Origin of the sequence: Sphingobium fuliginis (assembly GCF_015074805.1) — a bacterium.
GTDB lineage: Bacteria > Pseudomonadota > Alphaproteobacteria > Sphingomonadales > Sphingomonadaceae > Sphingobium > Sphingobium fuliginis.
This window is the reverse complement of sequence record NZ_CP060035.1, coordinates 3,256,821-3,280,529: the sequence shown is the minus strand read 5'-3', so window position 1 is coordinate 3,280,529 and position 23,709 is coordinate 3,256,821. Positions and strand designations below refer to the sequence as shown.

The 23,709-nt window shown below is 67.3% G+C and carries 23 protein-coding genes; 10 read left to right on the top strand and 13 right to left on the bottom strand.

Annotated features, from left to right (window positions below):
* Window positions 1–137: 137 nt before the first annotated feature.
* The 5 genes from H5V43_RS15875 to H5V43_RS15855 all read right to left on the bottom strand — a co-directional run bounded on the left by H5V43_RS15875 (window position 138) and on the right by H5V43_RS15855 (window position 3,383).
* Window positions 138–455 (bottom strand): PilZ domain-containing protein, encoded by a 318-nt coding sequence (locus H5V43_RS15875; RefSeq protein WP_025549314.1) that lies wholly within the window; start codon window positions 453–455, stop codon window positions 138–140.
* A 319-nt stretch (window positions 456–774) separates the two neighbouring features.
* Window positions 775–1,197, bottom strand: a complete 423-nt coding sequence (locus H5V43_RS15870; RefSeq protein ID WP_025549315.1) for an ExbD/TolR family protein — start codon at window positions 1,195–1,197, stop codon at window positions 775–777.
* Between the two features lie 79 nt (window positions 1,198–1,276).
* The gene (locus H5V43_RS15865; RefSeq protein WP_025549316.1) at window positions 1,277–1,765 is read right to left on the bottom strand and encodes an ExbD/TolR family protein; all 489 of its coding nucleotides are present in this window, start codon (window positions 1,763–1,765) and stop codon (window positions 1,277–1,279) included.
* 114 nt (window positions 1,766–1,879) lie between these two features.
* Window positions 1,880–2,638 (bottom strand): MotA/TolQ/ExbB proton channel family protein, encoded by a 759-nt coding sequence (locus tag H5V43_RS15860; RefSeq protein WP_025549317.1) that lies wholly within the window; start codon window positions 2,636–2,638, stop codon window positions 1,880–1,882.
* Window positions 2,639–2,723: 85 nt separating this feature from the next.
* The gene (locus H5V43_RS15855; RefSeq protein ID WP_025549319.1) at window positions 2,724–3,383 is read right to left on the bottom strand and encodes an energy transducer TonB; all 660 of its coding nucleotides are present in this window, start codon (window positions 3,381–3,383) and stop codon (window positions 2,724–2,726) included.
* A gap of 267 nt (window positions 3,384–3,650) precedes the next feature.
* On the opposite strand from H5V43_RS15855, the gene H5V43_RS15850 reads away from it, so the two are divergent.
* Both H5V43_RS15850 and H5V43_RS15845 read left to right on the top strand, forming a co-directional pair.
* Window positions 3,651–4,511, top strand: a complete 861-nt coding sequence (locus tag H5V43_RS15850) for a hypothetical protein (protein WP_099185566.1) — start codon at window positions 3,651–3,653, stop codon at window positions 4,509–4,511.
* Between the two features lie 113 nt (window positions 4,512–4,624).
* Window positions 4,625–5,929, top strand: coding sequence for a homoserine dehydrogenase (locus tag H5V43_RS15845; protein ID WP_025549321.1), 1,305 nt, complete (start codon window positions 4,625–4,627; stop codon window positions 5,927–5,929).
* 182 nt (window positions 5,930–6,111) lie between these two features.
* Here the strand turns inward: H5V43_RS15845 and H5V43_RS15840 are convergent, their stop codons facing one another.
* Entirely contained in the window at window positions 6,112–6,423 is a 312-nt protein-coding gene (locus tag H5V43_RS15840; RefSeq protein WP_025549322.1) for a hypothetical protein, read from the bottom strand.
* A 141-nt stretch (window positions 6,424–6,564) separates the two neighbouring features.
* Between H5V43_RS15840 and glpX the strand changes: the two genes are divergently transcribed.
* Entirely contained in the window at window positions 6,565–7,548 is a 984-nt protein-coding gene (gene glpX / locus H5V43_RS15835) for a class II fructose-bisphosphatase (protein WP_025549323.1), read from the top strand.
* A 67-nt stretch (window positions 7,549–7,615) separates the two neighbouring features.
* On the opposite strand, the gene H5V43_RS15830 is transcribed toward glpX, so the two are convergent.
* The 5 genes from H5V43_RS15830 to H5V43_RS15810 form a co-directional block, all read right to left on the bottom strand.
* On the bottom strand, window positions 7,616–7,993 hold the full coding sequence (locus H5V43_RS15830; protein ID WP_025549324.1) for a MerC domain-containing protein: 378 nt from the start codon (window positions 7,991–7,993) through the stop codon (window positions 7,616–7,618).
* 192 nt (window positions 7,994–8,185) lie between these two features.
* On the bottom strand, window positions 8,186–10,846 hold the full coding sequence (mprF, locus tag H5V43_RS15825; protein ID WP_025549326.1) for a bifunctional lysylphosphatidylglycerol flippase/synthetase MprF: 2,661 nt from the start codon (window positions 10,844–10,846) through the stop codon (window positions 8,186–8,188).
* Window positions 10,843–12,258: an AcvB/VirJ family lysyl-phosphatidylglycerol hydrolase gene (locus H5V43_RS15820; protein ID WP_025549327.1), complete on the bottom strand. Its 1,416-nt coding sequence runs from the start codon at window positions 12,256–12,258 to the stop codon at window positions 10,843–10,845. The genes mprF and H5V43_RS15820 overlap by 4 nt, the downstream gene beginning before the upstream one ends.
* Complete coding sequence (locus H5V43_RS15815) at window positions 12,255–12,686, bottom strand: DUF2147 domain-containing protein (protein WP_025549329.1); 432 nt, start codon at window positions 12,684–12,686, stop codon at window positions 12,255–12,257. The genes H5V43_RS15820 and H5V43_RS15815 overlap by 4 nt, the downstream gene beginning before the upstream one ends.
* A gap of 43 nt (window positions 12,687–12,729) precedes the next feature.
* Entirely contained in the window at window positions 12,730–13,524 is a 795-nt protein-coding gene (locus H5V43_RS15810) for an AcvB/VirJ family lysyl-phosphatidylglycerol hydrolase (RefSeq protein WP_025549330.1), read from the bottom strand.
* Between the two features lie 174 nt (window positions 13,525–13,698).
* Here H5V43_RS15810 and H5V43_RS15805 point away from each other — a divergent pair, with 174 nt between their 5' ends.
* Genes H5V43_RS15805 through H5V43_RS15795 form a run of 3 tightly spaced genes read left to right on the top strand, consistent with a single transcriptional unit; the run spans window position 13,699 to window position 16,199 of the window.
* A complete protein-coding gene (locus tag H5V43_RS15805) occupies window positions 13,699–14,940 on the top strand; it encodes a glycosyltransferase family 4 protein (protein WP_099185196.1) in 1,242 nt (413 codons plus the stop codon).
* A gap of 1 nt (window position 14,941) precedes the next feature.
* The gene (locus H5V43_RS15800; protein ID WP_082718654.1) at window positions 14,942–15,472 is read left to right on the top strand and encodes a sigma-70 family RNA polymerase sigma factor; all 531 of its coding nucleotides are present in this window, start codon (window positions 14,942–14,944) and stop codon (window positions 15,470–15,472) included.
* Window positions 15,465–16,199, top strand: a complete 735-nt coding sequence (locus tag H5V43_RS15795; protein ID WP_025549333.1) for an anti-sigma factor family protein — start codon at window positions 15,465–15,467, stop codon at window positions 16,197–16,199. The genes H5V43_RS15800 and H5V43_RS15795 overlap by 8 nt, the downstream gene beginning before the upstream one ends.
* 91 nt (window positions 16,200–16,290) lie before the next feature.
* Here H5V43_RS15795 and H5V43_RS15790 read toward each other — a convergent pair whose 3' ends face one another.
* On the bottom strand, window positions 16,291–16,884 hold the full coding sequence (locus H5V43_RS15790; protein ID WP_025549334.1) for a nitroreductase family protein: 594 nt from the start codon (window positions 16,882–16,884) through the stop codon (window positions 16,291–16,293).
* 72 nt (window positions 16,885–16,956) lie between these two features.
* Window positions 16,957–17,124 carry a hypothetical protein gene (locus tag H5V43_RS15785; protein WP_157846853.1) on the bottom strand — a complete coding sequence of 56 codons (168 nt, stop codon included), beginning with the start codon at window positions 17,122–17,124 and terminating at the stop codon, window positions 16,957–16,959.
* A 307-nt stretch (window positions 17,125–17,431) separates the two neighbouring features.
* Between H5V43_RS15785 and H5V43_RS15780 the strand changes: the two genes are divergently transcribed.
* From H5V43_RS15780 to H5V43_RS15765, 4 genes are all read left to right on the top strand, one after another.
* Window positions 17,432–20,749: a trifunctional glycoside hydrolase family 18/polysaccharide deacetylase/glycosyltransferase family 2 protein gene (locus H5V43_RS15780; protein WP_099185197.1), complete on the top strand. Its 3,318-nt coding sequence runs from the start codon at window positions 17,432–17,434 to the stop codon at window positions 20,747–20,749.
* 62 nt (window positions 20,750–20,811) lie between these two features.
* Window positions 20,812–21,222, top strand: a complete 411-nt coding sequence (locus tag H5V43_RS15775; RefSeq protein ID WP_025549335.1) for a PDZ domain-containing protein — start codon at window positions 20,812–20,814, stop codon at window positions 21,220–21,222.
* Window positions 21,219–21,905 (top strand): response regulator transcription factor, encoded by a 687-nt coding sequence (locus tag H5V43_RS15770; RefSeq protein ID WP_025549336.1) that lies wholly within the window; start codon window positions 21,219–21,221, stop codon window positions 21,903–21,905. The genes H5V43_RS15775 and H5V43_RS15770 overlap by 4 nt, the downstream gene beginning before the upstream one ends.
* Before the next feature lie 271 nt (window positions 21,906–22,176).
* Window positions 22,177–23,469, top strand: a complete 1,293-nt coding sequence (locus H5V43_RS15765; RefSeq protein WP_025549367.1) for a sensor histidine kinase — start codon at window positions 22,177–22,179, stop codon at window positions 23,467–23,469.
* Window positions 23,470–23,709 lie beyond the last annotated feature (240 nt).

Here is a 23,709-nt window from a genome sequence, read left to right as displayed (position 1 = left end):
CGGAGCGGGCCAGCGGCACCGTCAGCGGGGAACCGCAGCCGTGGAGGAGACGATGGGTCGGCGTCCCCATGGGCGCCAATCATCGGCGTGATGGCGGCCTTTGAACTGAGCGCGCCAGCAAGCGAATCGCCGCCGGTTTACTGGCTGATCCGGATGATGTGATCGAGAATCGCCGGATGCAGCGGGCGTTCGAAGACGCAGCCCGATTCATGCGACCGGCTCCACAACACACGCGCCCGGCGGCCTTCGAAGCCCGGCAGCATGATCCACAGATCATCGTCCGCCGCCAGTTTCATGAAGCTTTTCAAGCGGAAACCGACTTCGGAGACATCGGTGATGTGGCTCTTGAACCAGGTCTCGCCCGGGCGTCGGACCCGAACGCCGATCACAGCCGTGCGGCGATCCGCCAGACGATTATTGCCGTGATACGGGTTTGTCTGAACTTTGGCGCCCATGATCCCATGCCGATTTGACCGGCCGCATCATCGCCCGTCGCGGTGAAGAAAGCATTAAGCCGAACCCGGCCGGGCAAAAATAAGGGGCCGCCGAAGCAGCCCCCATGCAGGTCCGCGCATCACGCGCCCGATTGCGTCACCCCAGCCCGCGCCCGGAAACGGGAAGTCGAACATTCCCGGCCAGACGGCGGCGGCGTATTCGTGCCCTGGGGGCGCACGGACGTCCGATGATCCAGCGAACGCCCGTCCTGCGCCCCTTTCGATGCGCAAATCCTACCGAACCGGTTCCGGCGTTGTGCCGGCTCCGGTTCCGACGGCCTTAGAAATTGCCGTACTGTTCGTTGCCGACGAAGCCCAGCTTCGTCACGCCAGCGCGCTTGATCTCCGCCAGCACTTCGTCGACGACGACGTAGCGGGTGGCGGCATTGGGCTGGAACTGCAATTCGGGTTCGACCGGCAACCGCAGCGACTGCTGCAGATACTGACGCAGGGTCAGCAGGTCGATGGCCGAACCGTTCCAGGTGATGACGCCGCTGGGATCGATCGCCACCTTGTTCTTGACAGGGTCGATGACGCTGTCGGTCGGCGGCGCGTTCTGCGGCAGGTCGATCTTGACCGCGTGGGTCTGGATCGGGATGGTGATGATGAACATGATGAGGAGAACGAGCATGACGTCGATCAACGGCGTCGTGTTCATTTCCACCATCGGTTCGCCATCGTCTCTTCCGGCACTCATTGCCATGGCGATACTCCTAGAGCATTTTCATCGATGGACGTGGACCGGCCACCAGGTCTGAAAATGCGGCACAAAGGGCTGTAACTTAAAGCCGCTGCGTATGCGAACCCGGCTCGGGCTCGGATATGAAGCCGACCTTCGGGAAACCGGCGCGCTGCATCGTGTAGATGGTACCGCCGATGCACCGATAGGGAACGTTGATGTCGCCGCGGATATGCACTTCGGGCAGATCCTCGGGCGTCAGATTCTCAACGCCGCCCGCCTTCTTGATGTCCGCCTCCAGCTTCGCGACCGCACGGTCGAGCAGCTCGTCGGAGGAGACGCGGGTCAGGTTCCAGTAGACCGCACAGCTACCGTCGGAGCCCTGCGTGATCGACAGGGAGACGTTTTCCGGTTTCGTCGTCGTCGGCTCGAACGCGACCTTGGGGAGCTGCAGCTGAACCGTCTGGACGACGACCGGGACCGCGATGAGGAAGATGATGAGCAACACCAGCATGACGTCGACGAGCGGCGTCGTGTTGATGTCGGACATCGGCTTGTCTTCACCGCCGTCAGAGCCAACACTCATTGCCATTGATTATTTCCTAACATGCTTGTCGATGGCGCCCCGGCATTCCGGGACCCACGTCCGATAAGGGGGACCGGGCGTCGCAGCCGCCGCCGGCCCCCTTGCCGGCATCTCAGCCTATCAGGCCTTGGTCGGCGCAGCGGCCGGCTTGGCGGCCGGAGCGGCCGGGGCAGCGGCGATCGTCGGCTTCACGGCGCCGTTCGACACCAGGTGAGCCAGCAGGTCGACGGTGAAGCCGTTGAGCTGTTCCGCGATCGACTTGTTGCGGCGCTGCAGGAAGTTGTAGGCCAGCACCGCGGGAACGGCCACGGCGAGACCCAGGGCGGTCATGATCAGAGCTTCACCGACCGGGCCGGCGACGGCGTCGATCGAGGCCTGACCGGCAGCACCGATCTTGATGAGCGCGCGGTAGATACCGATAACCGTACCGAACAGACCGATGAACGGCGAAGTCGAACCGACGGTGGCGAGGAACGCCAGGCCGCCGCCGAGCTTCGAATTGATCGAGGCTTCCGAACGGGCGAGCGAACCGTGCAGCCAGTCATGGGCTTCGACCGGGTCGGTCAGCTTGGTGTGTTCTTCCTGGGCCTTGATGCCGTCGTCCACGATCTGCTTGTAGGCCGAGTTCTTTTCCAGCTTGGCGGTGCCTTCCTTCAGGGTGGCGGCGCGCCAGAAGGTCGCACGAACCTTCTTGCCCTGGTTGATCACCTTCTGCTGTTCGATCAGCTTGGTGAACAGAATGTAGAAGGTGCCGATCGACATACCGCAAAGGATGATGAAGACGGTCCAGGCGATGGTGCCGCCCTGCTCAAGGGCCTCCATCAGGCCATACGGGTTCTCCGCCTTGGGCGCGGCAGCTGCTGCGAGATACATCAACATGTTCAAGACTTCCCTCTCAAAGGATCAATAAACAAGGGTAGGCGGCGTCCAGTCATCCGGAGGCGCTCGCCCGCCCTTTTCAAAATCATTCCGGCAGACGCCAGGTGATCCGGCCATTGTACGTGTCCGACATCGGACCACCTCCGGCTGCCGTCGCGGGCTTGAACCTCGCACGCTTCGGAAGCAGGCGGCACGTCGCCTCGTCGAGGTCGGCATGGCCGGTCGAAGAGGTGATGGTGCAGTTGGTCACGCGACCGTCCGGGCCGATTTCCAGCCGGAACCCGGCCGTACCCGAGCGTTCTTCACGCTGCGCGCGGCTCGGATAGTCGGCATCGCTGAGCCAGCTGCCCGGGCTGCTGCGCGGCGACGCACGGGATGCGGGCACCTCCGGCGGCGGGGGAGCCGGCGGCGGCGGCGGAGCGGCAACCGGAACCGGGTTGAAGACCGGCGGCGGAGTCCGGACCGTCTGGATCGGCGGTGCGGGGGCCGGGGTCTGAACGATCGGCGGCGGTGCGACGACCGGCGGCGGTTCGACCGGCTGGTCTGGCGGCGGCGGCGGCGGCTCCTCGTCCGGTGGCGGCGGTTCCTCCTTGACGTCGATCACGTTCAGCTGTTCCGCCGCCTTTTTGACATATTTCATGCCAAGACCGGTGACGAAGGCATAACCCAGAACAGCGTGAATCAGGGCGACGATAATGATCGAGATCGTGCGACTCGATCCTTGCGAGTGGTCAGCATAGGCCATTCGGCAACGACACTCCTTAACTCAGCTTACCAGTTGATTATCGGCAAATAAGCCAAAAACGGCCCGAGCTGGCCGGGCTACCCCGGTCATCTTGGCCCCTATCCGTCCATTTGCTACCGTGCGAACTCCTATCGCGGCGCATCGTGGCACGCAAACGCTTTATCGATATGATCATTTGCGACCGCCATCACACACCGGAAAGACTTGCATGTGACAAACATGTCACGGACTGCCATCATTAGGACGAAGATGAAAAAGAAATCCACCATGCCCCTGCGGAAGCTCGCCCTGCTCTGCCTCATTTCCGCCGTACAATCGCAGATTTCCGTGGCTCAGACGGGTTCGGGCCGGATGGTAACGCAACCATCGGAACGCGTGGCGGGACTCTCCTATGCGGACATCGCGGACCTCGCGGACGCTGCGCCGCTGGTGGCACAGGCGCGGATTGGCAACATCATCAAATTGAAACCCGCGCAGGCCGGCACCGTCCCGGCAGGGTATCAAAGGGTCTATGTGGAGGCGAATGTCGCCAATCTGATTCGCGGCGAGGGGGGAATCAGCCCCATCGTCCGTTACCTCTACGACGCGCCGCTCGATGCGCGGGGCAAGATGCCCAAGCTGAAGAAAGCGCAGGTCATCCTGTTCGCGCGTCCCGGCGGGCGCCCCGGCGAAATCCAGCTCGTCGCACGCGATGCGCAGATCGTCGCATCCCCTGCGGAGACCGAGCGGGTGAAGGCGATCCTGTCCGAACTGGTCGCCGTCGATGCGCCGCCCCGCATCATCGGACTGGGCGATGCCTTCCATGTCGCGGGCACGATCGCCGGCGAAGGGGAGACGCAGATTTTCCTGCGCACGGAAAATGGCGACCCCGTCTCGCTGTCCATCCTGCGCCGGCCCGGGCAACAACCGCGCTGGGCCGTGGCGCTGGGCGAGATCGTGGATGAGGCTGCCCGGCCCCCGGCGCCGGGCAGCCTGCTCTGGTACCGCCTGGCCTGCGGCCTGCCCAACGCGCTGCCGGCCCGGTCCGTGCGGGCGCTCTCGCCCCAGGACGCCGAGTTGGCCCGTGCGGATTATCAGATGGTCCTGGACGCCCTGGGCCCCTGCGGGCGGACAAGGACGGCGCGCTGATTGCGCGATGGCGGCAGCCTTCCGGTTCCGCGGCCGGCTCCTTTTTCTTGGACAGAAGCGCAGAGGCCGCTATCAGCGCGGCGTCTCGTGATCAGGAAGGATGAACGGAAGCCATGACCAATCTGCACCGCCATGCCCCGCTGCGCGTCGCGCTGGTCGGCCTCGGCACGGTGGGCGGCGGGGTCATTCGGCTGCTCCAGACCAATGCCGACCTGATCGCCCGCCGCGCCGGTTGCCCGATCCAGATCGTCGCCATCTCGGCGCGCGACCGCAACAAGGATCGCGGCGTCGACCTCTCCCCCTATGAATGGGTGGACGACATGACCACGCTGGCGACCCGCGACGACATCGACGTGGTGGTGGAACTGATCGGCGGGGCGGACGGCCCTGCCCTCACCCTCGCCCGCCAGTGCCTGAGCGTCGGCAAGCCCTTCGTCACCGCGAACAAGGCGATGCTGGCCCATCATGGCCTCGACCTTGCCGGGCTGGCGGAGAAGGCGGGCGTCGCCCTCAAATATGAAGCGGCGGTCGCGGGCGGCATCCCTGTCATCAAGGGCATGCGCGAAGGCGCGGCCGCGAACGAGATTGCGCGTGTCTACGGCATCCTCAACGGCACCTGCAACTACATCCTGACCACGATGGAGAAAGAAGGGCGCGGCTTCGACGAGGTGCTGAAGGAAGCGCAGGAACTGGGCTATGCCGAGGCCGATCCCAGCTTCGACATCGACGGTGTCGACGCCGCGCACAAGCTGACCATCCTCGCCAGCCTCGCCTTCGGCACGGAACTGGATTTCGATGCGGTCGCGACCACCGGCATCCGCCATGTCATCGCCGCGGACATCGCGGAGGCGGCAGCGCTCGGCTATCGCATCCGACTGGTCGGCATGGCGGAGAATGGCCCCGACGGCCTGTTCCAGCGCGTCCACCCGATGCTGGTGCCGCTCGATCATCCGCTGGCCCATGTCGACGGGTCGCTGAACGCCGTGGTGGCGGAGGGCAATTTCGTCGGCCGCCTTTTCTTCCAGGGGCGCGGCGCGGGCGACGGGCCGACCGCATCGGCGGTGGTCGCCGACCTGATCGACGTGGCGCGCGACGAATATGGCGACGCGCTGGCCATGCCCGTGGCCGCCCTGGCCCAGCAGAAGCCGGCCGATGCGGGCAAGCGCGTGGGTCGCGCCTATCTGCGCTTCAAGGTGCAGGATCGGCCCGGCGTGCTGGCGGAGATCGCGGCGGCGACCCGCGACGCCGGCGTGTCCATCGAGAGCATGATCCAACGCGGCGCCAGCCAGACGGACGGCGTGCTGGTGGCGATCGTCACCCATGCGGGCGAGGAACGCTGCGTAAGGGAGACGCTGGACCGGCTGGCGGGGTCGGACAGCCTGCTGCAAACGCCGATGGTGATGCATATCCTGGATTGAGATGCAGGTGTAAGGCATGGCGCTGGGATTGGCCCATCCAGGACCTTCGACAGAGGGGTGGCTGGCGCGACATCGGCGGCGGTTTTCAACGGCCAGCTTGTAAGCTCGCCGCTTGCGCCCACCCTATCCCTTCCACAGGCGGGAGGGGCAGGGCTTCGAACGCCCCTCTTCGTTCCGCACGCTCAATCCAGCCCGAAACTCCGGGCCAGCGTCTGGCCGATGGGTTCGCCCAGCCGGAATATCTGCCGATTGGCGCGCTTGGGGCAGCCCATATTGCCCACGATCCGGCATGGCCGCGCATCGAAGCGGTAGGCGCTCATCTTCCCGTCGCCCGCTGAAGCCGCGCTTCGTCCCAGACGCGGTTCCTGCGCGACCGTTTCGGTCAGGCACAGCGCCGGCACGGCCTGGCATGGCGCTGGCCGAACCCTGGCGATCCGGCGCGGCGCGGCATCGGGCTGCGCGGCGAGGCTGGCGGCAATCAGCAGAAGGATCATCGGAGCGGCCCTTGGTCTTGTCCTGCTGCGAACGCCACAAACGCGCTTCCGTTGCATCCCCCTCGCGAAAAGCGCACCCTCGACAATGTTCGAGCGACATCCTATCGCGCTCTCCAAAATAGCGGCTGAAGAGGAAACGACATGGTGCAGGCAAGCTCGATACTCGATCGTGTGCTGGTGCTGGAGATGGTGCGCGTGACCGAAGCGGCCGCGATCGCCGCGTCGAAGCTGATCGGCCGCGGCGATGAGAAGGCCGCCGACGCCGCCGCGGTCGAAGCGATGCGCCTGGCCTTCAACGACCTCTATATGGACGGCACCGTCGTCATCGGTGAAGGCGAACGCGACGAAGCGCCGATGCTCTATATCGGGGAGAAGGTCGGCAACGCGATCGGCACCGGCCCGCGGATCGACATCGCGCTCGATCCGCTGGAGGGCACCACCATCACCGCCAAGGCCGGTCCCAACGCGCTGGCCGTGCTGGCGATTTCCGAAGAGGGCGGCCTGCTCAACGCGCCCGACGTCTATATGGAGAAGCTGGCGGTCGGCCCGGGCCTGCCGGACGGCGTCATCGACCTCAACAGGTCGGTGAAGGAGAATGTCGAGGCGGTCGCCCGCGCCAAGGGCGTCGACGCGCATGAGATCATCGTCTGCGTGCTGGACCGGCCGCGCCATGAGAAGCTGATCGCGGAGCTGCGCGCCATCGGCTGCGGCATCATGCTGATCCCGGACGGGGACGTGGCGGGCGTGATCGCCACCACCAATCCCGAAACCAATATCGACATGTACATGGGATCGGGCGGCGCGCCGGAGGGCGTTCTGGCCTGCGCGGCGCTGCGCTGCGTCGGCGGGCAGTTCAAGGGCAAGCTGCTGTTCCGCAACGATGACGAGCGTGCACGCGCCCGCAAATGGGGCATTGCCGACCTCGACAAGGTCTATGACCTCAACGAACTGGCCAAGGGCGACTGCATCTTCGCGGCGACCGGCGTCACCGACGGATCGTTGCTGGCCGGCGTCAAGCGGCTGCCGGGCGGCAAGCTCACCACCGACAGCGTCGTGATGCGCGCCAGCACCGGCACGGTGCGCTGGGTGAAGGGCGAACATCGGCTGGACCGTAAACCGATCTGAGCCGGAATCAGCGGCCAAGCAAAAGTGGGCTTGCCGGCCCCCTTTTTCATGCGCGATGCTGGAGCGGCTATCGCCCGGCGCGGTGATTGAGATCGTGGCCAAGCGCCAGGATCGCGACGCCCAGCAGCGTATAGGCGCTTTCCTGCCAGCCATGATCCATGGTGAGCGCACCGGCCATGATTCCCAGGCCCAGCGATCCGATCGCGGCCGGCATCATGAAGCCATGCGCCACGGCGCCATGGCCGAGCGCTACCGCGCCCAGCAGGATCGCCAGCACCAAGCCGGCCTCATGGAAGATCGGGCTTTCGAAAATCCCTCCGGCCGAGGCGAGCACGCCGAGCAGCACGGCCGTACCGAAGCAATGCGCCACGCACACGCCCGACAGAGCGATCGCGATGCGATCGATCCGGCCGTTGAGCAGATGCTGGCGAAGGCTGATCGGCATGGTGCGTGCTACATAAGCGAGGCCGAGCAAAGTTACAACATATCATCACGTGATTTTTGCGATATGTGCGGAAGATGTTTTTGGTCTAGCGTCGCCATCAGGCCGCGCCGCGCTCCTTCGGGAGAGGGCGGCGTTCAGACCGTCGGCCATCCCCTCTGCGTCACCCGCTTCCGAGCCGGCAAGCCGAAAATCTCAACCCACATCCGCCCCTGCCAGCCGTCCCGATGACTGGCCTCCCTCATCATCCAGGCCCGCCGCCGGCGGTGCATGCGTCCTACGCCGCCGCGTCCTTGTCGCTGCGCTGCCCGGTCCGCCGCCGACCAGCTTTTGCAGGTCGATCATCGCGCGGGACAGGGATATGCCGCTTGGCCCGGCGATGAAGCGCGGTTCCCAGCGCGGGGCATATTTGTCCTTATAGGCGCGCAGCCCCTCGAAACCGTAGAAGCTTTCGCCATGGCGGAAGAAGAAGGCGCCCGCCTTGGCCCAGAAGGGCGACAGACGGCGCGCCTCTATCCCCGACAGCGGCGCGAGTCCCAGGGTGAACCAGTCATAGCCCTGTTCGCGGCCCCATTGCATCAGGCGGATGAACAGGAAATCCATCGTGCCATAGGGCATCTCATCCGCGTGGCGCATCAGGTCGACCGACAGTTCGCGGCGATTGGCGGTGGCCCAGATATTGGCGAAGGCGACGATCCGTCCCTCCTGCCGGACGAGGGCGCAGTCGCAGGCGGCGATATAGGCGGGGTCGAAGCGGCCGACGCTGAACGCCTTTTCGCCATGGCCCTTGGCGGCGAGCCATTGGTCGGAGATCGCCTTCAATTCCGCCAGCAGCATCGGCACCCGGCCCGCCGGCACGATCTCGAACGTCGCCCCTTCGCGCATGGCGCGGCGTTCGGCATAGCGCAGCGGCTTGGCGTCCGGCCCGTCGAGCGTGAAATGATGCAGGTCGACGCGGGCTTCCTCGCCATATTTGACGATGGCGAGGCCAAGGTCGATCGCCAGCGGCAGGGCGTCGAGGCTCAGTTGGTAGAGCAGCAGGCGGCCCTGTTCTGCATCCGCCCTTTCGCGCAACTGCCACAACAGGTCGGGCCATTCCGACCGGTCGCCTACGGGGTCGCCCATCACGATCCAGCTATGTCCCTGCACCTGGTACATGACGAAGGCGCGGCCAGTGCCGGAGGTCAGGAACAGCTTGTCGCCGGTGGTGGCCAGCAGCGCGTCGGTCCGTTGGGCCAGCGCCAGCGCATCCGCGCTGGCCGTGATGGACGGGCGGTCGGCGAGGCGCGGCGCGGTCGCGGGGCGGAACATGCGCCAGAAGGCGGCGCTGACCGCCAGCACCGCGGTCGCAAGGCCTGCGCGCAGGAAGCGGGCGGCGTTGGCGTGCGGGCCGAAATGCCACCACAGGTCGTTCTGATAATCGACATGCTTATAGGCGAAGAAACCGATCCAAATCGACAGGCCGACCGCCACGGCCAGCGTCGCGATCCAGGCGGGGGTCAACGCTTCGGCGGTGAAGCTGGTGCGGCGGTAGAAGGCGCCCCGCGTCCATTGCAGCAGCGCGGCGATCAGCAGCAGCGCGCTCGCCTCCTCATAATCCAGCCCCTTGATCAGCGAGAAGAGCGCGCCCGCCAGCAGCAGCGCCCGCGTCATCCAGAAGGCGGCGTCCAGCCTGCGGTAGAGGCCCGATGCCAGCAGGATCAGCAGCGTGCCGATGACGCTGGCGGCGAAATGGGATGCTTCGATGAAGGTCAGCGGCAGCCAGCCGGTGACGATGCGCATGCGGTGCTGGATCGCAGGCAGCGCGCCGGAGATCAGCAGGATCACGCCGCCCACCGCCACCAGCAGCGACAGCATGACCGGCGCCATGCCGGACGCGGCGGCCTGCGCGCCGTCCAGCACCCGGCTCACCGGATGGCGCCAGCCATTGCCTTCATGCAGGGCGATGGCGATGACCCCCAGCAGCAGCGGGATCAGATAATAGATCAGGCGATAGGCGATCAGCGCGGCGAGCAGGCTGGGCCTGTCCACATCGGGCAGGGTGGCGACGATCACCGCCTCGAATATGCCCAGGCCGCCGGGCACATGGCTGACCAGAGTGACGATGACCGCCAGCCCATAGGCCAGGAACAAAGTGGGATAGAGCGCCGGGGCGATGCCGGGCACCAGGATGAACAGCGCGGCGCTGGCGGCGGCAAGGTCGATGCAGGCGACGCCGATCTGGGCGAGCGCCTGCCCCTGGGTCGGCAGGGCCAGCCGCCAGCCGAACAGACGCGGGGCGCGGGCGGGGCGGGCGAGGAGGAACAGGACCGCCGCCGCCGTCAGCAGGATCGCGCCCCCCGCCAGCCTTTGCCACGGCATGCCGATCGTCCATCCCATGATGCCGATGTCGGCCGGATGGACCAGCATCAGCGCGCCCGCCAGCACGAATACCCCGCCCCAGAAGGACAGGCCCGCCGAGGCGATGATGCGGGCGATGTCGCCGCCCTCCAGCCCGGCGGCGGTGTAGATGCGGTAGCGCGCCGACCCGCCGGTCAGCAGCGAGAGGCCGAGATTGTGGCTGAGCGTGTAGCTGCAGAAGGACGCCAGCGCCGCCGTCCGCCACGGCAGGGGCCGCCCGACGATCCGCAGCGCGACATAGTCGTAGAAGGTGAGCGCGATGTAGCTCGCCGCCGTCAGCGCCAGCGCCGCCGCCAGCCGCCAACCGGCGATCAGATGCACGGCATGGCGGATGTCCTTCAGCCGCACTTCCGCCAACAGGCCGTGCAGCGCCACCAGCCCCAGCGCCGCCACCGCCAGCGTGACGGCGACCGTCAGCGGCGCTTTCCAGGCCTTGATCCGCTCGACCAGGATCATATCGTCAGCCCCTTGAGCATATGAGTCACCAGCAGCGGGGCGTTGCGATCGAAATGATGGCCGCCGGGCACCACCACCATCTGCGCCAACCCTTGGGGAATGGAGGGGCAGGCGCTGTCATTCTCCAGCGTCCCGCGCACGCAGAGCATCGGCAGGCCGCGCAGCCGCTTTATGGCGGGAACGGTCAGATATTGACGGGTCGAATCCATGTCCAGCCAACTGCTCATGTGGAACTGGAAATCGGCGCCGGGGCTGAGGCCCAGCAGCGACAGGCGCTGCACCTGGGTGCGCTGGGGGGCGGGCAGGCCGCCGACGATATAGGGCAGCACGTCCGCGCCGAAGCTGTAGCCCACCAGCAGGACGCGGGGGCGATGCCAATGGCGCGAATAGCCGCGGATGATCGCGCTCAGGTCCCGGGCTGCGCCCTGGGGCGTGCGCTGGCTCCAGAAATAGGACAGGCTGTCCATGCCGACCACCGGGATGCCCGCATGAGCGAGCTGGCCCGCGACATCCTTGTCCAGTCCGACCCAGCCGCCGTCGCCCGAATAGAGGACCGCCATCATGCCGGTGCGCGGCGCGGCGGCGTCGGTGACGATGTTGAGCGGCAACCCGCTGGGCAAAGCGGCGTCGGCGGGTGGCGCGGCGAGGAAAGGCCTTAGCCGGGAGAGCAGCGCGACCTCTCCCTGCCCCTTGGCAGCCGTCACCAGCCTGCCGCTGCCGGTGCGGGCGACGAAGCGTTGCAGGGCCGGGCGGGGGCGGACGTCGGACAGCACGATCCACGGCGAAGGGAGCTTGCGGCTGGGAGCGAAGGCGAAGCCATGATGGACGGGTGCGGCCTTCAGGCTGCCTGACCGGCACCAAGGCCGCCCGCCGTCGAGAAATGGCGTGAAATCCTGCGACAGCACTGCCTTGTAGGCTCCATTGGGTCCGGCGGCGAGCGTCGCATAGGCCAGCGCGGCCCCCTCGCCCCGGCCGATCAGGACCGGCTTGTCGTACATGGGCAGCGCCAGCCGGTGCTGCAGGTCGCGGGCCAGCGCGATGATACCGTAATTGGGATTGATGCAGCGGCGCGAGGTGTGCAACGCCTGCAGGAAGACGGGCGTGGAGATGCCGGCCACCAGCGCGCCGCGCGCTGCCAACAGGCGCGCGGTGTCGGCGCTGTCCTCGTCCCAGCCATGGCTGTCGGACAGCGCCAGCACGACGCCGCTCGGCGCGCCGGCGGGCTGGTAGACGGCGATCCGGCCCAGCGACGGGAGGCTATATTGGCTCTCCGCGACCGGACCGGTCGCGCCGGGCACAGGATCGGCCGCCGCCCGGGCCGGATTGCTGGCGTTGGAGGTCGACAGCAGCAGCGCTGCCGCCGCGAGCAGGCCGGGTATCAGCCAGAGACGGGCGCGGCGGAACCGGATCATGACTGCCCCGGCAACCGGTCTATCCGGGTCCAGAGCTGCGACTTGCAGATAAGGCCGCCCAATATGCAGCCTTTGACCTTCAACTGGCCCGGTGAAAGCTGGCTGATCTGCGAACTGAAGCGGCGGCCCAGATCAGGGACGAAGACGGTGCCGCGCCACTGTCCTTTCCCCTCTGCGCGGTAATCCTCCAGCAATTCGGTGCCGACCAGCCGGGCCGTGCCGCCGTCGCGGGCGTCGGCCTGCGCCTCGCGGTCGGCCCAGACGATCCAGCCGCACAGCCGGTCGCCGCACGCTCCGGTGCGCACGGCGACATTATTGTGCGGGCTGAGCCACAATCCTTCGGGCTGCGCGACGGGCACCTTGGCCGCGAGGACGGCGGGGGCTGCAACCAGAAGCGCCAGCGCCGCCCAAAGCCTCCCTATCGCCATAAGACCCATCCTTTCGAGGAACGATCACGGCTTCTAGGCCCGTTCAGATTGCGGGAGGCTCTGCGCTGTCTGAATTTTTGGCAATGTTCGGGGCCAAGTCCGGCAAGGCGCGCAGCAGGGTCTTCGCCACCCGTTCCGAATCATCCTCCAGGAAATGGCCGCCGGGCAGGCCAACGACGCGGACATTGGGCTGGCGCCAGCCGGGGCAGAGGCTGCCGCTTTCCTTGACGCCATGGATGCATAGTACCGGCGCCCAGTCGAGCGCACGGGCTGCGGGCGCGGCCGGGCCGTCGTCCCCGAAGTCGAACACGCCGCCGGGCGTGGCGCGGAACAGCATGGTGTCGGCGGGCACGATCAGCGCGACCATGGCGACACGCGCGCGCAGCGAAGGCGGCAGGCGTTCCAGCCCGGCAAGCAGCATGTTCGCGCCGAAGGATTGCCCGGCCAGCACCAGCCTGCGCGCGCCGGGCAGGGCAAGGGCGCGCCGGGCCGCCGTCTCCACCAGCCTGCCGCTTTCCTCCGGCGACTGGCGGCGGGCGAAGGCGGCCAGCGAATTGACGCCCAGCACCGGGACGCCGCCTTGCGCCACATGACGGGCGATCACCGGTCCCATGCCTGCGTTGAACCCCATGTCGCCGGAAAAGAAGACCGCGACGGTCCCGTCTTCCCTGGGTGCGGCAGCGGGGACCGGGGTGAAGATTCGCCCGTTGGGATAGCCGAGATAATGGCAATAGCCGGCGGCGCCTGCGCTGATCGCCGCGAGGAAGGCTAGTATCAGGGTTGTGCGAAGTCGGCGTGAAGCCCGCCTCCTTCCGTCATGCTGAACTTGTTTCAGCATCCATCGCGCCTTCCGAGACCGCGGTTCGTGGGGACAAATGGATGCTGAAACAAGTTCAGCATGACGAGTGGTCGCGGCGATGGTTGGGGAGCGGGAGTCACCTCTTCAATCTAGCGCCGGCCCGCCTGCTGTAAACGGAGGGAATAGACCACCCTCCCCCCGCGTATACCGGGCATGAACCATGCCGCCGACCTTCGTGCCGACCCCATGCGCCTTTCCCAATCCCGCCTTGCGCTGGCGGCGGCGCTGGGCCGTCCGCTGCGGGTCGCGCTGTTTTCCGGCAATTATGATTGCGTGCGCGACGGCGCCAACCAGGCGCTCAACCGGCTGGTCGCCTATCTGCTGCATCGCGTGCGGGCGGAGGTGCGGATCTATTCCCCCACCGCGCCGCGCAAGGCGTTCGAGTCGGTGGGCGAGGTGCGCTCCGTCCGATCGATCAGCATTCCCGGCCGCCCGGAATATCGCATCGCCCTGGGCTTCACCCGCGCCGCCCGTCAGGATTTCGAGGATTTCGCGCCCGACATCGTCCACCTCTCCGCCCCGGACCTGCTGGGGCGGCAGGCGCAAAACCATGCCCGGGCGCTGGGCATTCCGGTAATCGCCAGCCTGCACACCCGCTTCGAAACCTATCTCGACTATTATCGCCTGTCCCTCCTGCGCGGGCCGGTGGAGCGCTATCTCGACCGCTTCTATGGCGATTGCGACCGCATCCTCTGCCCTACCCTGCCCATAGCGCGGGATATGGCGGCGCGGCTTGGTGGCGGGCGGATCGCCATCTGGGGGCGCGGCATCGACCCCGCCTGCTTCCGTCCGGCGCTGCGCGATCCGGCCTTCCGGTCCGGGCTTGGCTATGATGCGGCGGATATGGTGCCGCTGTTCTTCGGCCGGCTGGTGCTGGAAAAGGGGCTGCGCGTCTTTGCCGAGACCATCGGCGCCGTCCGCGCCCGGGGCCTGGCCGTCCGCCCGCTGATCGTGGGCGAAGGACCGGCGCGGAACTGGCTGGCCGAGCGGCTGCCCAACGCCACCTTCATGGGCCATTTGTCGGGAGAAATGCTGGGCCGCGCCGTCGCCAGCGCCGACATCCTCATCAACCCCTCCGTCACGGAGGCGTTCGGCAATGTCAATCTGGAGGCGATGGCATCGGGCCTCGCCATCGTCTCCGCCAATGTGCCCAGCGCGTCGGCCCTGATCGCTGACGGGCGCACCGGCCTGCTGGTGCCGCCCAAGGATGTCGGGGCCTATGCGGCGGCGGTGGCGGGGTTGATCCGCCAGCCCGCCCGCCGCGCCGCGCTGGGCGCTGCGGCGGCGGAGGCGGCGGCGCGCTTCGCCTGGGACGATGTGCTGGAGGATGTGGCGCGCAGCTATGCCGGGGCGCTGCACATCCCGCTTGCCACGCCCGCCGCGCAGGCGGCATGACATGGCGATGATGGACGAGGGTTCCGGCATCAGGGACGATCTGGTCGCGATGCGGCGCTATGCCCGGTCGCTGACCCGCGACGAGCAGGACGCCGACGATGTCGTGCAGGACGCGATCGTCCGCGCCATAGAGCGGCAGGAGACGTTCCAGCCCGACCGCGACCGCCGCCGCTGGCTGCTGGCGATCGTCCACAATGTCTTCTTCTCCGCCAAGCGGCGCGAGGCGTCGGAGGCGCGGCGCAACAGCCGCTTTGCCGAGACGCTGGTCGACCGGCTGGAGCCGGGGCAGGAGGAACATGCCCGGCTGGTCCAGATCGCGCGGCAATTCGCGGCCTTGCCGGAGCATCACCGCGCCGTGCTGCACCTGACGGCGATAGAGGGCTTCAGCTACCAGCAGGCGGCGGAGACATTGGGGGTGCCGGTGGGGACGGTCATGTCGCGGCTGGCGCGGGCGCGGGCTGCATTGAGGGAGCGGGAACAGGGGCAGCAGGGGGCAACGGGCCTCCGGCTGATAGGAGGAAGCGATGACTGATCGTCCGACCGATCCGGAAATTACCGATCTGGAGATTGACGCCTATATTGACGGCGAACTGGATGTGGAGCGGCGTTTCGTCGTCGAAACCCGCCTTTCGCGCCAGCCCGAGCTGGCCGCCCGCGTCATGGGCGACCTCAGCGTCCGCAGCGCGCTCCGCATGCTGACGCAGGACCGGCGGCCAGTGCCCGCCGGGCTGGCCGACAGGGCCGAACGATTGGCGCAACCGCAGAAAAGCCGCTGGCGCCGGTTGATGCCGGCGGGGTTGGCGACATCGGGACTGGCGGCGGCGCTGGCGGTCTGGATGGTGGGGTTCGAGCGGCCGCCCGCCTATGTCAGCTACGCGGTCGCCTCGCACCGGATCGCGATGCTGCGCGCCGACATGAATTCGCAGATCGAGGCGCCCCGCTTCGATGCGCGGGAAGTCGCGCTCAACACCCGCATCGCCATGCCGCAACTGCCCGACGACTGGCATGTCACCGACGTCCAGCTCTTCCCGACCGACAAGGCCCCCGCGCTGCTGATGGCGGTGCGCACCGATACGGGGCACAGGATGACGATCTTCGCCGTGCATGAGAAGACCGCCGCGCCCGAACATCCCGACGCGGTGCGCGAAGGGGAACAATCCGTGGCCTATTGGCGGCGCGGCGACATGTCCTATGCCCTGACCGGCGACCAGGAGCCGGGAACGATGGACGCCACGGCGGAGGCGCTGGCTCGGACCTGAATTCGGGGCGGACCGGCGGGCGTCATTCGGGAACCGTCATGCCCACCTGTTTCAGCATGACGGAACAGGAGAAGGCCGTTCCCTTCCCGCCTCAAGCCGGGAAATTGCCAGCCGTGACGAATTCCGAAATATCCTTGCGGCCGCTCGGCACCTCGCGCGCCTGGAGCGATTCGGACAGGATGGACTTGTCCGCGATGCGGCCGATGGCGACGGCGGCCTCGATGCGGAAACGGTCGGGCACGCCCAGTTCCACGCGCGCCTTGTCGAAATCCACGCCCGACATCGCATGGGCATGATAGCCCAGCCGCGTCGCCTGCAACGCCAGCAGCGCCCAGGCCGCGCCGGCATCGAAGCTGTGGCTGTGCGACGGCTTGAAATCTTCCGATCCGGGCGCGGCGATCAGCGTGTCCGACAGGATGTAGAGCAGCACCGATGCATTTTGCACCCAGCTCTGGTTGAAGGGCAGCAGCACGCCCAGGAAGCGGCTCCAATTGGCGCTGTCCCGCGTGGCGTACAGCAGGCGCCAGGGCTGATAGTTGAAGGCGGAGGGCGCCCAGCGCGCGCCTTCGAAGATCGTGTCCAGATCCTCCTGCGGGATGAGGGAGGAATCGAAGGCGCGCGGTGACCAGCGGTCGAGGAAAAGCGGTTCGACGGCACGGGTGGCGACGCGGGCGGTGGCTGACATATGATCTCCAGAACAAGAAGCGGCCGGAATATTGGAGGCAGGGACGGAAAGGGCAAGCCCCGCCCGGCATGTTCACCGCAGTTCGAGCGAGCGTTCCAGCCGTTCGGCCTGTTCCGCGGGCGGCGCGACCGCTTCAGGCCCACGGTCGATGAGGATGCGATCCGGCTCCCGCAGCAATTCGCGTTTCATGGCGTCGCTCCAGCGACCCCAGTGCCGGCCGATCGCCGATCGCCACTCCATATGTCCTCTCCCTGCCGAATCGAGACGGGCCGTTATCTAGTTTGCCGGTAGAGATTTGTCTTTCAAGCTTTGCTGATCGGCGGGGTAGAAAAGCTTGACCGAGGGGGAAGCCTGTTTGCCGCCCTGCTTCCCGGGAAGGCGGGATGACCGACCTGGCAGGAGCGGCGTGGAAGGCAGCGCGAGAGGCAGCGCGACGGGGCACCTCGTTTAGCCCGTTCAATCATGACCAATAGTTCATGCATGGCCCATCGGCCCGGCAAGGCCGGGCGCGTAAAGGCTGGCCCGAAACAGGGCGACAGCGCGAACGATGACCAGACCCATATTCTTCGATCCCACCGGCCGCAGGGGACTTTGGGCGCGGCGCCTGCTGGCGGGCGCGCTGCTGTTGATCCTGCTCGCCGCCATCGCCTTCGCCACCACATTGGTCGCCGTGCCGTCGGAAGGCGACCTCGCCCTGCCCCTGCCCCAGCCGCATGCGGCCCGCCTGTCGGGCATCTCCTCGCTGCGGCGCGACATCGCCAAATGGCTGCCGCATTGGGGCAAGCATCGCGTGCAGGCCCGTCCGCTGAACGTCGGTTTCTATATGCCGGGCGATGAAAGCAGCATCGCCTCCCTGCGCCGCCATGTCGGACAGCTCGACTGGGTGGTGCCGGCCTTGATCACCGTGCCCGGTCCCGGCAAGCCGATCCATGTCGCGACGGACGCGGCGTTCGACCGCATGATCGCCGCCATGCCCCGTCCACCCAGGGTGCTGCCCATGGTGCAGAATATCGGCAGCGAAAGCTGGGACGGAGCGGGCGCGGCGCGGCTGTTGCGCGATCCCGCAGCGGCGCTGGCGCTTGCCCGGCAGCTGAGCGGCTATGTCGCCCGCCGCCATGAGGCGGGGCTGGTCATGGACCTGGAATCCCTGCCGGACAGCGCCATGCCCGGCTATCTGCGCTTCCTCCGCATATTGCGCGCCACCCTGCCGCACGGCGCGAAGATCGCGCTCACCGTTCCCGCCGGGGAACAGGGCTGGCCGCTGGCCCGCTTCGCCGCCGTGGCGGACCGGGTGATCCTGATGGATTACGACCAGCATTGGCAGGGCGGCCAGCCCGGTCCCATCGCCGCCCAGGACTGGTTCGCGCGGCAGGCGGAGGTCGCGCTGCGCGCCATCGGCGCGGACCATATCATCGTCGCGCTCGGCAGCTATGCCTATGACTGGCATGGCGGGACCGCCGACGCGCTGTCGCTCGATGAAGCCTGGCTCGCCGCGCATGACAGCGCCGCGCGCCCGCTCTACGACGCGGCGAGCGGCAATGCGGGCTTCGCCTATGACGAGGCGGGGCAGCGGCATCAGGTCTGGATGCTGGATGCCGCCGCGAGCTGGAACGAGTTGCTGGTGCTGAAGCGCCTGGGCGTCCAGAGCGTCGCGCTGTGGCGGCTGGGCAGCGAGGACCCCGGCATCTGGGCGGATCTGACCGCCTGGCGCACCGGCGGCCGGCCCAGGCTCGGCACCGTGGCGAGCACGCTCAACACCGATGTCGAGGGGTCGGGCGAGATCCTGCGCATCACCGCCACGCCGACGCAGGGCCATCGCGCCGTCGCCTTCGGGCCGCTCGGGACGATTGAACAGGAAAGCTATGGCGCGCTGCCCACCCCCTATCAGGTGGAGCGCACCGGCGGGCAGAATCGCAAGATGCTGGCCCTGACCTTCGACGATGGGCCGGATGCGGAATGGACGCCGAAGATATTGAAGGTGCTGGAACGGACCCGCACTCCGGCGACCTTCTTCGTCATCGGGGAAAATGCGCTGGAGCATCCGGGGCTGCTGCAACGGATCGTCGCTGACGGGGACGAGATCGGCAATCACACCTACGACCATCCCAACCTCGCCACTTGGTCGGAGGAGCCGACGCGGTTGCAGCTCAACGCCACGCAGCGGCTGGTGCAGGCCTATACCGGGCGCAGCATGCGGCTGTTCCGCGCGCCCTATTTCGGGGATGCGGAGCCGACCACGGCGGACGAGCTGGGCCCCGCGCTGGCGGCGCAGAAGCTGGGCTATACGGTGGTCGGCCTGCACGTCGATCCCAATGACTGGCAGCAGCCGGGCACCGACGCCATAGTGCGGCAGGTGATCGATCAGGTGCATGCGGCCAGCACCGAGCGCTCCGGCAACATCATCCTGCTGCACGATGGCGGGGGCGACCGGTCGCAGACCGTGGCGGCGCTGCCCCGCATCATCGCGGGACTGAGGGCGGAGGGCTATCGCTTCGTGCCGGTGTCGCAGCTTGCCGGGCTGCCGCAGCAGGCCGCCATGCCGCCGGTCAAGGCCGGCGACCTGCTGGCGGTGCGCGTCGACGTCGCCGCCTTCGTGGCGCTGGCGACGCTTTCGGCGCTGCTCGGCTGGATATTCTATGTCGCGATTGCGCTGGGGCTAGCGCGGGCGGCGCTGATGACGCTGCTCGCCTGGTTCCAGGCGCGGCGGGGACGTCCCGCACCGCCGGACTATCGGCCCAGCGTGTCGGTCATCATCCCCGCCTATAACGAAGCCCGCGTGATCGAGGCGTCGGTGCGCCGCGTGCTGGCCAGCGACTATCCGGGCCTGCAACTGATCGTCGCGGACGATGGGTCTAAGGACGCGACCAGCGCCATCGTGGCGCGGGCCTTTGCCGACGATCCGCGCGTAACGCTGCTGACGCTTCGGAATGGCGGCAAGGCGGCGGCGCTGAACCGGGCGCTGCGCGATGCGACGGGGGAAGTCGTCATCGCGCTCGACGCCGACACCCAGTTCGAGCCGCAGACGATCCGCCGCCTCGCCCGCTGGTTCGCCGATCCCGCGCTCGGCGCGGTGGCGGGGGATGCGCGGGTGGGCAATCGCGTGAACCTCGTCACCCGCTGGCAGGCAGTCGAATATATCACCGCGCAGAATCTGGAGCGGCGGGCGCTCGCCGGCTTCGACGCCATGACCGTGGTGCCCGGCGCGGTCGGCGCGTGGCGTCGCGCCGCGCTGGACGCGGTGGGCGGCTATCCCGAAGACACGCTGGCGGAGGATCAGGACCTCACCATCGCGATCCAGCGGGCAGGCTGGCGCGTCACCTACGATCCCGAAGCCGTCGCCTGGACCGAAGCGCCCGAAAGCTTCCGGGCGCTCGCCCGGCAGCGCTACCGCTGGGCCTTCGGCACGCTGCAATGCCTGTGGAAACATGGCCGCATCCTGCGCGAACGGTGGCCGACGGGGCTGGCATTGGTCGGGTTGCCGCAGGCCTGGCTGTTCCAGATCCTGTTCGCCGCCATCTCCCCGCTGATCGACCTGGCGCTCGTCACCTCGATCCTGGGCACCATCGTCCGGGTGAACCAGCATGGCTGGGCGCAGACCAGCAACGATGTGTGGACCATGGCGCTATACTGGCTGGCCTTCACCGGCGTCGACATCCTCTGCGGCTGGGCCGCCTATGCGCTCGACAACCGGGACATGCGCTATCCGCCGCATCTGCTGGTGGCGCAGCGCTTCGTCTATCGCCAGATCATGTATTGGGTCGTGGTGCGCGCCATCGCATCGGCCATTGGCGGCTGGGTCGTCGGCTGGGGCAAGCTGGAGCGGACGGGACGCGTCGCCGTCCACGAAGGCGCGGCCCCGGCATGAACAAAGCTTAACATGACATGGCGGCGCCCATGGATCATCCTTCCGCCCATGAAAGCGGGTGCATGGACAGGCAGAGGCTGAGCCACGCGGCATCGGGCGTCCTTCTGGCGGCGCTGGCGCTCTGCGCGCTGGTCATGAGCGGCGCCTTTTTCCTGCACGTGCGCCATGCCGGCGACGACCGGATGGAGGTGGCGGCCGCGCAGGCCCGCGCCCTGCCCGGCATCACCCTCAGCAACGGCATGCCGGCGGGATCGGGCGTGGTCGTCACCAGCATGGAAACCGACGGCCAGGCGGCGCGCCTGGGCATCCGCGTCGGGGACGGCGTCGTCAGCCTGGACGGCATGCCGATCCGCTCGCTGGATCAGGCCAGCGCCTATCTGCTACACCATCCCCAGCCGAGGATCATGCTGGGGCTGAAACATGCGGACCATATGCGCGTGGTGATGCTGGACCGGCCGGAAGGGGAAAGATGAGCCACAAGATATTGGTGGTGGAGGACGATGCGGCGACCGCCGCCTATGTGGCCAAGGGCATGGGCGAGGCGGGCTTCACCGTCGACCGGGCGGACAATGGCCGCGACGGCCTGTTCCTGGCGAGCGACGGCAGCTATGGCGCGATCATCCTCGACCGGATGATGCCGGCGATGGACGGCATGGCGATGCTGAAGGCCCTGCGCGCGGCGGCGATCGAGACGCCGGTCATCATCCTTTCCGCCCTCGGCACGCCGGAGGACCGGGTGGAAGGGCTGACCAGCGGCGCGGACGATTATCTGGTGAAGCCCTTCGCCTTTGCCGAGTTGATGGCCCGCGTCCAGTTGCTGCTGCGCCGGGGCGGCGGCGGCAGCGCGGTCGTCACCCATTTGCGGCACGGGGACCTGGAGATGGACCTGCTTTCCCGCCGGGTGAAGCGCGGATCGCGCACCATCGACCTGCAACCGCGCGAGTTCCGCCTGCTGGAATATTTCCTGCGCCATCCCGATCAGGTGGTGACGCGGACCATGCTGCTGGAGGGCGTCTGGGACTATCATTTCGATCCGGGCACCAACGTCATCGATGTGCATGTCAGCCGCCTGCGCCGCAAGCTGGACGAAGGCGGGGACAAGCCCTTGCTGCATACGGTGCGCGGCATGGGCTATCGGCTGGGACCGGAGAGTTAGAGCCGATCGACATTCAGATGATGACGAACCGAAAATGGTGGTTTTCCGTGGCCCGGAGCGCAGCCTACTCAAGGTATGTGAGCACCGGAAGCACGGAAAAGCGTCATTTGCAGGCCGTCAGAGCTGAATGCCGATTGGCTCCAGGGCGTGCGGGACGGCGTCCATGACCGCTTCCGGCCATCCTAAGACCCTCCCCTCCCGCCGCTGGTTCGGCTTTGCCCGTTCGACCATCGGGCGCTTCGTCGGGCTGGCCTTCCTCTGCCAGTTCCTGGTGACCGGCGGCGTGCTGCTGTTCGTGCAGCAGGCGAGCCAGCGCACCGTCGTGGCCGCCGACCGGCAGGCGGTGGAGGACGCCCGCGACGACCTGCTCGCGCTCCATCGCAGCGGCGGGACGGCGGCCCTGCGGTCAGAGATCGCCCGGCGTTTCCGCGCCATAGAGGGGGAGCGCGCCGTGCTGCTGCTGACCGACAGGGCGGGACGGCCCGTCAGCGGCAATCTGGGCGCCTGGCCCGCCGGGCTGGCGGCAGACGGGCGCTGGCAGATCATGTCGCTCTACCGCATCGGCCGCGACGCGCCGGAACCGATGGGCGTCATTCCCGTGAAGCTGCGCGGCGGCGGGCAATTGCTGACCGGCATGGTCGTTTCCAACAGCCTGCAACTTACCCGCATCTATGAGGAGGCGCTGACCGTCGCCTTCGTCATGAGCCTGGTGCTGGCGCTGGGCATCGCGATCATGCTGGGCCGCATATTGGCGCGGCAGGTTTCCGACATAGCGGAAACCGCCAACGACGTCGCCGTGGGCGCGCTGGACCGGCGGGTGCCGACCGATGGCAGCGGCGACGCCTTCGACCGGCTCGGCCAGTCGATCAACGCCATGCTGGAACGGATCGACGCGCTGGTGACGCAGCTTCGCATGATGACAGACGGCCTTGCCCACGACCTTAAATCCCCGGTGACGCGGCTGATCTCCGTGGTCGAGCAGGCCAGCGCCCAGACGCGGGACGACACCGCGCTCGATGCCTTGGAAAAGGTGCATCATGAAGCGCAGACGCTGCGTTCCATGTTGACCACGGCGCTGCTCATCAGCCGGACCGAGGCGGGCTTCGGGGGCGACCAGCGGCGCGATACCCATGTTGCGGAATTGCTGCGCGACGTGGGCGAAATCTATGGCCCGCTGGTGGAGGATAGCGGCTTTGCGCTGGCCATTTCCGCGCCTGACGCGCTGACCTTTCCGCTTCATCGCGAACTGGTGAGCCAGTCGCTCGCCAATCTCATCGAAAACGCGCTCTATTATGCGGAAAGCGGCGACCGCATCGAACTGAGTGCGGCGATCGAGGGTGGCGACCTTCTCATCGCCGTGGCGGACAATGGCCCGGGCATCCCGGCGGAGAGCCGTCCCGCAGCCTTGAAGCGCTTCGGCCGGCTCGACCCGGCGCGCGGCAAGCCGGGATCGGGGCTGGGCCTGTCCCTGGTGGAAGCGGTGGCGCGGCTGCATCATGGCATGGTGACGCTGGCGGATAATGGTCCCGGCCTGAAAGTCCTGCTGACCTTGCGACGACCGTGAAAAGCGCATCCCGGGCAACGGCCTGAAGCGTGCAGTTCATCCGACCGCCGCCCGGGATGACAGCCGTTGCCTTGCTTGGAGAGTATGACAACGTTGTCTTGTCGCTCTAGACCGTTACCGATGCCGGATCAAGGACAATTTTCACGGCTCCCGCGACCAATTTCCCTGATTTACGTACCATATTTACGATTCCGGCATGAATATCGGGGTCTGGCGGTGCCGTCATCCGGGTAAACGTTG

Coding starts and splice junctions, on each gene's coding strand:
- H5V43_RS15870 (WP_025549315.1), bottom strand. CDS start 1,197: ATGGCAATGAGTGCCGGAAGAGACGATGGCGAACCGATGGTGGAAATG.
- H5V43_RS15780 (WP_099185197.1), top strand. CDS start 17,432: ATGACCAGACCCATATTCTTCGATCCCACCGGCCGCAGGGGACTTTGG.
- H5V43_RS15850 (WP_099185566.1), top strand. CDS start 3,651: ATGCCCCTGCGGAAGCTCGCCCTGCTCTGCCTCATTTCCGCCGTACAA.
- H5V43_RS15830 (WP_025549324.1), bottom strand. CDS start 7,993: ATGCCGATCAGCCTTCGCCAGCATCTGCTCAACGGCCGGATCGATCGC.
- H5V43_RS15805 (WP_099185196.1), top strand. CDS start 13,699: ATGAACCATGCCGCCGACCTTCGTGCCGACCCCATGCGCCTTTCCCAA.
- mprF (WP_025549326.1), bottom strand. CDS start 10,846: ATGATCCTGGTCGAGCGGATCAAGGCCTGGAAAGCGCCGCTGACGGTC.
- H5V43_RS15875 (WP_025549314.1), bottom strand. CDS start 455: ATGGGCGCCAAAGTTCAGACAAACCCGTATCACGGCAATAATCGTCTG.
- H5V43_RS15770 (WP_025549336.1), top strand. CDS start 21,219: ATGAGCCACAAGATATTGGTGGTGGAGGACGATGCGGCGACCGCCGCC.
- H5V43_RS15865 (WP_025549316.1), bottom strand. CDS start 1,765: ATGGCAATGAGTGTTGGCTCTGACGGCGGTGAAGACAAGCCGATGTCC.
- H5V43_RS15855 (WP_025549319.1), bottom strand. CDS start 3,383: ATGGCCTATGCTGACCACTCGCAAGGATCGAGTCGCACGATCTCGATC.
- glpX (WP_025549323.1), top strand. CDS start 6,565: ATGGTGCAGGCAAGCTCGATACTCGATCGTGTGCTGGTGCTGGAGATG.
- H5V43_RS15785 (WP_157846853.1), bottom strand. CDS start 17,124: ATGGAGTGGCGATCGGCGATCGGCCGGCACTGGGGTCGCTGGAGCGAC.
- H5V43_RS15795 (WP_025549333.1), top strand. CDS start 15,465: ATGACTGATCGTCCGACCGATCCGGAAATTACCGATCTGGAGATTGAC.
- H5V43_RS15815 (WP_025549329.1), bottom strand. CDS start 12,686: ATGGCGATAGGGAGGCTTTGGGCGGCGCTGGCGCTTCTGGTTGCAGCC.
- H5V43_RS15775 (WP_025549335.1), top strand. CDS start 20,812: ATGGACAGGCAGAGGCTGAGCCACGCGGCATCGGGCGTCCTTCTGGCG.
- H5V43_RS15840 (WP_025549322.1), bottom strand. CDS start 6,423: ATGATCCTTCTGCTGATTGCCGCCAGCCTCGCCGCGCAGCCCGATGCC.
- H5V43_RS15860 (WP_025549317.1), bottom strand. CDS start 2,638: ATGTTGATGTATCTCGCAGCAGCTGCCGCGCCCAAGGCGGAGAACCCG.
- H5V43_RS15810 (WP_025549330.1), bottom strand. CDS start 13,524: ATGCTGAAACAAGTTCAGCATGACGGAAGGAGGCGGGCTTCACGCCGA.
- H5V43_RS15800 (WP_082718654.1), top strand. CDS start 14,942: ATGGCGATGATGGACGAGGGTTCCGGCATCAGGGACGATCTGGTCGCG.
- H5V43_RS15845 (WP_025549321.1), top strand. CDS start 4,625: ATGACCAATCTGCACCGCCATGCCCCGCTGCGCGTCGCGCTGGTCGGC.
- H5V43_RS15820 (WP_025549327.1), bottom strand. CDS start 12,258: ATGATCCGGTTCCGCCGCGCCCGTCTCTGGCTGATACCCGGCCTGCTC.
- H5V43_RS15790 (WP_025549334.1), bottom strand. CDS start 16,884: ATGTCAGCCACCGCCCGCGTCGCCACCCGTGCCGTCGAACCGCTTTTC.